This window comes from Actinomycetota bacterium, assembly GCA_030774015.1.
Lineage (GTDB): Bacteria > Actinomycetota > UBA4738 > UBA4738 > JACQTL01 > JALYLZ01.
On sequence record JALYLZ010000076.1, the window covers coordinates 1 to 7751 of the forward strand.

The following is a 7751-nucleotide window of genomic DNA, read 5'->3' on the forward strand; positions in this document are numbered from 1 at the left end:
CACTCGATCAGGGCAGCGGGCTCGTGGGGCGGGCGGCCCGCCTGGACCAGCGCGCCGCACAACTCCTCCAGCTTCCCGGCCGCCATCAGGACGACCAGCGTGTCGGCGGCGCCGGCAAGACGGGCCAGCTCCGGCGTCCCTCCGCCGGCCAGGTTGGCCGTGACGACGGCGACGCTCGCGGCCACGCCCCGGTGCGTGACCGGGATCCCCGCGTACGCCGGCGCCGCGATGGCCGCGCTCACGCCGGGGACGACCTCGAACGGGATCCCGGCCTGGGCGCAGGCCAGCGCTTCCTCGCCGCCCCGCCCGAACACGAACGGGTCCCCGCCCTTCAGCCGCACCACCCTGAGGCCCCGGCGAGCCCGATCCACCAGGACGTGGTTGATCTCCTCCTGCTCCAGGTTGTGCCGGCCCGGCGCTTTGCCGGCGTCGACCAGCTCCGCCCGGCCAGGAGCCAGGTCCAGGAGCGCGGCGGGAGCGAGGCGGTCGTAGACGACGACGTCGGCAGTTCGAAGGACCTCCGCGCCGCGAAGGGTCAGCAGGCGGGGATCACCGGGCCCCGCCCCCACCAGGTAGACGATCCCGCTCATCGGAGCCGGCGCCCCGGTCAGGCGCTCCACCAACCGGCGCCGGGCCTCGTCCGAGCGGCCCTCCCGGACCAGCGCCGCCAGCTCCTCGAGGTCGAGCGCGTCCCGCCACCGGCGGGCTCGTTCCTGGTAGTCGGGGAGCCCCGCCAGCGTCTCGTCCCGGACCTCCCCCAGGAGCTCCACCAGCTTCTCCCACTCCGGGCCGTACCGTTCCTCCAGCTCCTCTCGGAGCCGCCGGGCCAGGGCCGGTGAGCGGCCGCCCGTGGAGATGGCGATGGTCAGCGGTCCACGACGGACGAGTGCGGGGGCGGCCCAATCGCAGTGGGCGGGGTCGTCCATGACGTTCAGCAGCACACCCCGCTGCCCGGCCTCGTGGAAGACGGCCCGACGCTCGTCGCCGTCGCTCGACGACGCCACGCACAGGAACGCGCCGGCCAGGTCCCCCGGCCGGTACTCGCGGCGGAGCACGGTCACGGAGGGCTCCCATTCCAGGGCGTCCAGGAAGTCCTCCGGTCCGGTGGCCACGACCGTGACGTCGGCACCCGCGGCCAGGAGACCCTCCACCTTGCCCTGGGCCACCGCGAACTCGCCGATCACGACGGTCCGCCGCCTGATCAGGTCCAGCAAGATGGGGTAGCCGAACTGTGTGCTCACTCGCCCACCCCTCCCCCGCCCACGTTCAGGCTTCGCAGCCGGATGCCGGCCCGGTCCAGGGCGAGCCGCATCTCCAGGTCTCCCGCTGCCAGGGTGACGGCGACGCCCCGGGACCCGAGGCCGCCATCCGGACCGTGCCCACCGGCAGGCCGCGCAGCGCGCCCAGGGCCTCGTTCAGGCCGTCCAGGTCCTCGGCCTGGCGCCTCCCCTGCGGGGTCTCCCGCCAGATCGCCGTGAGGGCCCGCACGCCGGCCGGACCATGCTCCGAGCGGGCCCGGCCGGTCTCGAGGGAAAGCGCCAGCAGCTCCCCGACCCGCTCCGACAGCTCGTCGGGAACCTCGCCCTGGTCCGCCGCCCAGGCGATCTCCTGGTAGGTGGCCCGCGCCTCGCCGAGCGGCAGCTGCTCCGACAGAGCCAGCGCCTCCGCCACCAGGACCGCCTCCCGGGCCGTCGTCCCCATCAGCCCGACGTCGCCCACCCAGTGCAGCGCGCACGCGTGCGGGCATCCGTCGAGGTTCACCCGGAAGTTCCCGAGGCGCGTGCCCCACCGGTCCTCCAGGTGGGTCAGGAGCTGCTGCATCTTGCCCTTGGTCTCGGTGACGGCGAAGGTTGCAGTGCGGCTCGCCGGTGCACGCGATCGCGGTGGCGCGCAAGGGGTTCGCGTCCATCGGAAACCCGATCTCCGCCAGGCGGTCGGTCGCTTCCGAGAGCCGGCCCTCCGGGATGCCCGTCATCACGAAGTTCTGCTGCTTGGTGAGGCGGACGTCGCCGCCGACGGACGCGGCCAGGTCGGCGACCTGGACCATCTGCTCGCCGGTGATCACGCCCACGGGTACGGGCACGCCGGCGTGGAAGACGCCCGCCTGCTTCTGCTCGTGCACGCCCATGTGGTCGGCGAAGCCGGCGGAGGGCGGGGCCTCGAAGTCCGCCAGGCGGCGCCCCAGCCGCGCCTCGATCCGGGCCCGCATCCCGTCGGCGCCGTAGTCGTCCACCATGAACTTCATGCGGGCCTTCACCCGGGACAGGCGGTACCGGAGGTCCCCCTTCCACACGTCCAGGGTGGCCCGCAGCACCTCGACGGCCTCGTCCTTGGGAACGAACACCCCGAGGTCACGGGCGATGCGGGGGACCGTGGACAGCCCGCCGCCCACGCGCACCGCGAACCCGTCCACGCCGTCGCGCACCACCCCGATCAGCCCGACGCAGTTGATCTCGGGCATGTCGCACTGGGAGGGACAGGCCGAGATGGTGATCTTGTGCTTGCGCGGCAGGTCCATGTACTCGGGATGGCCGTAGAAGAAGTTGGCGGCCTCCTCCACCACCGGCGTGGCGTCGAAGGCCTCGTCGGCCAGTACCCCTTCCAGCGGGCAGCCGGTGATGTTGCGGACGGCATCGCCGCAACCGCCGGCCGTGGTCAGCCCGGCCTCGCCGAGTCGGTCGAGGATGGCCGGCACGTCCGGGAGCGAGATGAAGTGCAACTGGACGTTCTGGCGGGTGGAGAGCTCCGCGAACCCCTGGCCGTAGCGGATCGACAGCTCGCCGACGGCCCGCAGGCTCTCCGGCGGCAGCAACCCGCCGGGGACCTTGATCCGGAGCATGAAGCTCCCGACCTTGGGCTTGTCGTGGTACAGGCCGTACCACTTGAGGCGGACGATGTCCTCCTCGGACACGTCCAGGTAGTGGCTGCTGCCCAGCGCGTCGAGCTCCTCCAGGATGCGGACCGGCGGCTTCTCCTGCTTCAGCCGCTCGATGGAGTTCCGCTCCAGGACCTGCTCCCAGGTGGGCGGGGGCGGCAGGGGTCGCCGCTCCCCTCCCCCGTATTTCCGGTCCTCGCTCATCGCTTCCCCACGTCGCTCTGTGTCCTCGCGTTCCTCGGGCCAAAAAGAAAAAAGGCCGCTCGCGCGGCCTCTGGTGTGGTGCTCCCGGTGTGTCGTCTACGACCGCACGAACCTCCGCGCCTCGGGACAGGCGCAGGGAAGGCAACAGCACATGCGGCTCGGGATCATGACCCCAACCACTCCGGCACAACGCGTTCGGATCAAATTCCTATCTCCTGGATGGATTTCGGTTTCTACCCCGGGTCGCCCCCAGTGTGAAGCTAGTGGCGGCCGATGGTTCCGGCGGCGGGAAGCGGTCCCGCGGCCGACCAGGCAGCCCGGCGCCAGCCCGGCTACCAGCCGCAGCAGGGCTCGATGTAGCCGCACGCCGGGCACTTGTGGTGGGCGTGCTCCGGTTCCATCGGCGCCGAGCAGACCGGGCAGGACGGGCGCCGGGACTCCGCCGCCGTGGCGCACGAAGCAATGGCGGGTTCGGGAGTGCCGATGGGTTCGGGAGTGCCGATGGGTGCCGGCGGCGTCGGCCTCGGCGTGGTCCGTGGTCTGGATGCCCATCCCGGCGCCGATCCTACCCTCACCCCCAGGCCCCACCCCGGAAGCTGCCGCCTGTTCTTCGGAGCTCTCGCCGCCAGCACTCAGTGTGCCAGTGGCGGCGCATGGAGGGGTCGCCTAGAGGGACCACCACCAGGTGCGGCACGCCCTTTCGGATCTCCAGGTCGCACCCGGGGCAGCGATACGCCTTGTCGCCGCTGACGGCCCGGACCTCCACGTCCGACGCGAGAGCCCACGGCGGCGGGGCCCACCGGGGCTCGACCACCTTAGGAGGTTCCTCGCGGTCTCGAGCCGAGCGGTGCTTCCTGGGCACGGGCTAGACCTGGGCGCTCTGCATGAACCGAGCCACCACCGACCCGACCAACCTCCCGATCTCGTGGTCGGGGAGGCGGTTCGCCCGAACCCGGAAGGAATGGTCTCCACCCTCGACGGGATGCAGCACCGCCCACCGGCCGAGCTTGGACGTGAGCTCCTTCAGGAGGTCGAACCGGGCGAACGGGTCCTCGGTTCCTTCGATGAAGAGCATGGGGACGCGGATCCGGTACAGGTGCTCGTCTCGAAGCCGGTCGGGCCGCCCCGGCGGGTGCAACGGATACCCCAGGAAGATCAGGCCGTCGGCCGGCATCCCCTCCGCCACCGCCATGGAGGCGATCCGCCCGCCCATCGACTTGCCGCCCACGAACACGTGCTTCTTGCCGGCTCGGGCCACGGCGAGGTCGTGGGCGGCCCGCGATGTCGCCACCAGCACCGGAGCGCGATCCGGGGCCTTCCTCCCCTGTTCGGAGTACGGGAAGTTGAACCGGAGCGTCCCGAACCCGGCCTCGTTCAGGCAGGTGGTGAACCCGACCAGCAACGGCGATGTCATGTCGCCGCCCGCGCCGTGCGCGACCACCACGCAGGCCCGCGCGCCGGGCGGCCACGCCCACAGCCCGCTCACGTCCCCCTTGGGAGTCTCCAGCGTGATCCGTTCTTCCGTGACGATCGAGCCTCCTGGTGGTGCGTGGGAGAATCGGGCCGCCGTGGCAGGAACCCTATACCTCGGGACTTCAGGCTACGCCTACGACGAGTGGAAGAACGGCGTGTTCTACCCGGAGGGGCTGAAGGCCCGCGAGATGCTGCCCTACTTCGCGTCGCGGTTCCGGTCCGTGGAGATCAACTACACGTTCCGCCACCACCCTTCGGAGAAGACCCTCGAGCAGTGGCGATCCCTGACTCCGGAGGGCTTCGCCTTCACCCTGAAGGCGCACCAGAACATCACCCATCGGCTGCGGCTGGCCGACGCCGGGGACGCGGTGGCCTTCTTCGTGGAGCGAGCCCGCCGGTTGGGAGACCGGCTGGGGACCATCCTGTTCCAGTGCCCGCCGACCCTGCGGTTCGACCGGGAGCGGACGGAGGGCTTCCTGTCCGTGCTACCGGCGGGTGGCCGCTTCGCCATGGAGTTCCGTCACCCGTCGTGGGAGGAGGCCCGGCCGCTGCTGGTCGAGCACGGCGTGGCGTGGTGCATGGCCGAGACGGACGAGACGCCGGCCGGCCCGGACTCCTTCGAGCCCTTCGGCTATCTGCGGCTGCGCAAGGAGGCGTACACGGACCAGGAGATCGCGGGGTGGGCGGCCCGCGCCGGCGCCGCTCTGGAGTCAGGCCGCGACGTGTACTGCTACTTCAAGCACGAGGAGAAGGGTATCGGCCCGGCGTACGCCCTGCGCCTGGCGGAGCTGCTGGGAGCTAGTCGGACAGGCGGGCCGTGACTGCCTGCTCGATCTCGGCGATGGCCTCGGGGTCCTCGACCTTCCGCCCCAGCACGTCGCGCACGTAGAAGGCGTCCACGACCCGCTCGCCGTAGGTGGCCACCTTGGCCACGTGGACGTCGAGGTCCAGGTCCGCGAACGTCCGCGTCACGTCGAACAGCAGCCCGATCCGATCGGCGGCTTCCACCTCGATCACGGTGTAGAAGTCCGACGCGCCGTTGTCGACGGTCACCTTCACGGGGATGCCCTGCTTGGGGGGCGGGTAGCTGCGGCGCTTGTCCCGGACCCGGTGCTCGAGCGACAGGCGCCCCTCCACGGCGCGGCGGAGCAGGCTTCGGAATCGGCGCCACCGCTCCTCGTCCACCCCTCCCTGGAACGCGCCGATCACATCGAACAGGTCGATTGCCACACCGGCCTCCGTGGTGAACACCTGGGCCGACAGGATCGACAGTCCGGACAGCGCCAAGGTCCCGGCGATGCGGGCCAGCAAGCCGGGGCGGTCCCTGGCCACCACGGTCAGGGCGTAGGTCCCCGCCCGCGATCCGGGCTCGGCCGCGGTGCGCACCTCCACGGCCCCGGGAACCGGGCGAACCAGCCGGAAATGACGGGCCGCCGCCTCCGGCGACACGGCGAGCACGTAGCCGCGAGGCACCGAGGCCAGGAACGCTTCCACCTCGGCAGGGTCCTCCTTTGCGAGCCACTCCCGGATGGCCGCGGCGCGCTCGGTGAGCCGGGTGGCCGTCTCCGCCCCCATGTCGCCGCGCTCCAGGACGTGCTGGACCTTCGCCACGAGCTCCCGAACCAGGGTTCGCCGCCACGGCGTGCTGGCGTGGGGCCCCGTGGCCCAGGCATCGGCCGCCGTGAGCAGGTACAGGGCCGCGAGCCGCTCCGGGTCCCCCACCCGCGCCGCCACGTCCAGCACGAGGTCCTCGTCCTCCAGGTCCCGGCGAACCGCCGTGTCGGACAGCAGGAGGTGGTGCTCGACCAGGAACCCGGCCAGTCCACGGGACGGTTCCTGGATTCCCATCCGGTCGAGCACGGCCGTGGCGATCCGGGCACCGGCCTCCACGTGCCCGCCCCGGCCGGTCTTGCCGATGTCGTGCAGGAGCGCCCCGAGCAGGAGCCCGTCCTGGTCCCGAACCGCCGCGGCCGCACGGACCGCCACCGGGTCGTCGCCCGGAGGGCGCTCCAGCGTCCGGGCCACGGCCCCCAGCGTCTCCAGCAGGTGCACGTCCACCGTGAAGCGGTGATAGGGGTCCCGCTGCGGCCGGCACCGCACTGCCTCCCACTCCGGCAGAAACCGGGTCAGCACCCCGACGCGATCCATGGCCTCGAGCGTGGCCACGCCCCGCTCCCCAGCTCGGACGATCCGAAGGAAGGCATCGCGGACGTCGGCGGACCACGGGACCTCCTCGGGCAGCGGTAACCCCTCCACCTCGTCGAGGAGCTGAGGCGACAGCGGCGCCGGGCCCTCCGCCGCCCGCGCGAACGCGGCCATTGCATCCGCGGGCGTTCCCAATTGCAACTCGTTGCGAGTGCCGCCACCTGCAATTGCATCGTGTTGCAACAGCCGGGCCAGAACGTGATCCAAGACGTGCTCCACCTGCCGGGCGTGCTCGAACGTGGCCCGCATCAACCCGTCCACGGCCGGCAGGCCGGGCTCGTCCTCGAACCCCAGCACCGACGCCAACGAGGGCTGGTAGTCCAGGTGAACCCGATCGATCTTTCTGCCCGACTCCAGCTGAAGGGCGCTCCGGAGTCGCATCAGGAAGTCCTCGGCAGACTCCAACGCTCCCCGCTCCGACCCGCGAAGCGATCCGGCCGCCTCGAGGCCGTGCATCCCCTCCCCCGTCGTGGCGATCCCCGCCCACCGGATGGTGTGGACGTCGCGGAGGCCGCCGGCCCCCTCCTTCACGTCGGGCTCCAGGAGATGGGACACGGAACCGAATCGAGCCCGGCGCTCGGTCGCGGCGTCCCGGAGCCTGCCCACGAACCCCTCCGCGTCGGACCGGACGTCCGCCAGGACCCGGTCCCGCATCCGGGTGAACAGTTCCTCGTCGCCCGCCAGGAGCCGAGCGTCCAGCAGGGCCGTGGCCGCGTCGAGCCGCGCGGCCGCGAGGGCCTGGCAGTCGCGGACGGTTCGGACGGCATGGCCCACGGTGAAGCCCGCGTCCCACAGCGGATAGAACAGCCGCTCGGCCGCGGCCCGGGCCTGGTCGGACCGCCTCGAGCCGTGCAGCACCAACAGGTCGAGGTCTGACGCGGGGGCGAGCTCGCCCCGCCCATAGCCACCCAGCGCCACCAGGCCCAGCCCGGGCGGCGCATCCGCCGCGGCGAACAGCTCCCGGAGGGACTCGTCCACCATCGCGGCCCGGCGC

At 72.1% G+C, this 7751-nt stretch carries 5 protein-coding genes and 1 pseudogene; 1 reads left to right on the forward strand and 5 read right to left on the reverse strand.

Translation table 11 applies throughout. The annotated features are described in order from the left end of the window. The 4 genes and pseudogenes from cysG to M3Q23_07980 form a co-directional block, all read right to left on the reverse strand. Nucleotides 1-1241: siroheme synthase CysG (gene cysG, locus M3Q23_07965; protein ID MDP9342022.1), on the reverse strand; the 1241-nt coding region annotated here is incomplete at its 3' end. A 740-nt stretch (nucleotides 1242-1981) separates the two neighbouring features. Continuing rightward, a pseudogene (locus M3Q23_07970) lies at nucleotides 1982-2839 on the reverse strand (nitrite/sulfite reductase). Between the two features lie 811 nt (nucleotides 2840-3650). Continuing rightward, nucleotides 3651-3893, reverse strand: coding sequence for a hypothetical protein (locus M3Q23_07975; protein MDP9342023.1), 243 nt, complete (start codon nucleotides 3891-3893; stop codon nucleotides 3651-3653). Nucleotides 3894-3944: 51 nt separating this feature from the next. Continuing rightward, the gene (locus M3Q23_07980) at nucleotides 3945-4565 is read right to left on the reverse strand and encodes a dienelactone hydrolase family protein (protein MDP9342024.1); all 621 of its coding nucleotides are present in this window, start codon (nucleotides 4563-4565) and stop codon (nucleotides 3945-3947) included. Between the two features lie 82 nt (nucleotides 4566-4647). Between M3Q23_07980 and M3Q23_07985 the strand changes: the two genes are divergently transcribed. Then, on the forward strand, nucleotides 4648-5373 hold the full coding sequence (locus M3Q23_07985; protein MDP9342025.1) for a DUF72 domain-containing protein: 726 nt from the start codon (nucleotides 4648-4650) through the stop codon (nucleotides 5371-5373). Here the strand turns inward: M3Q23_07985 and M3Q23_07990 are convergent. Continuing rightward, the coding region (locus tag M3Q23_07990; protein MDP9342026.1) for an ACT domain-containing protein at nucleotides 5351-7751 on the reverse strand (2401 nt) is incomplete at its 5' end. The genes M3Q23_07985 and M3Q23_07990 overlap by 23 nt on opposite strands.